General features: G+C 68.7%; 1 protein-coding gene. It reads left to right on the top strand.

The window, feature by feature from the left end:
• Positions 1-278: beta-propeller fold lactonase family protein (locus EN859_RS37790; RefSeq protein WP_135913784.1), on the top strand; the 278-nt coding region annotated here is incomplete at both ends.

Below are 278 nucleotides of genomic sequence, written 5' to 3'. Positions count from 1 at the left end.
CCCGGCGGCAGCTTCGCGGTGTTTCCGGTGGCCGCCGACGGCCAGCTCGGCGCGTCGGTGCTGACCGTGCATCATGAAGGAGGCGGTCCGGTGAAGGGGCGCCAGGACAACTCGCACGTGCACTCCACGGTGTTCTCCGCGGACGGCAAGTATCTGTTTGCACAGGATCTCGGCGCGGACAAGCTGTACTCGTACCGCTATACGCCCGACGGCAGCCGCGGCCTGTTTGGCCCGACCGAGTGGCGCTACACGCCGCAAAAGCCAGGCAGCGGCCCGCG

The sequence above is a fragment of the Mesorhizobium sp. M00.F.Ca.ET.216.01.1.1 genome, from assembly GCF_004010325.2.
Classification (GTDB): Bacteria; Pseudomonadota; Alphaproteobacteria; order Rhizobiales; family Rhizobiaceae; genus Mesorhizobium.
This window is presented reverse-complemented; position numbering and strand designations above follow the sequence as displayed.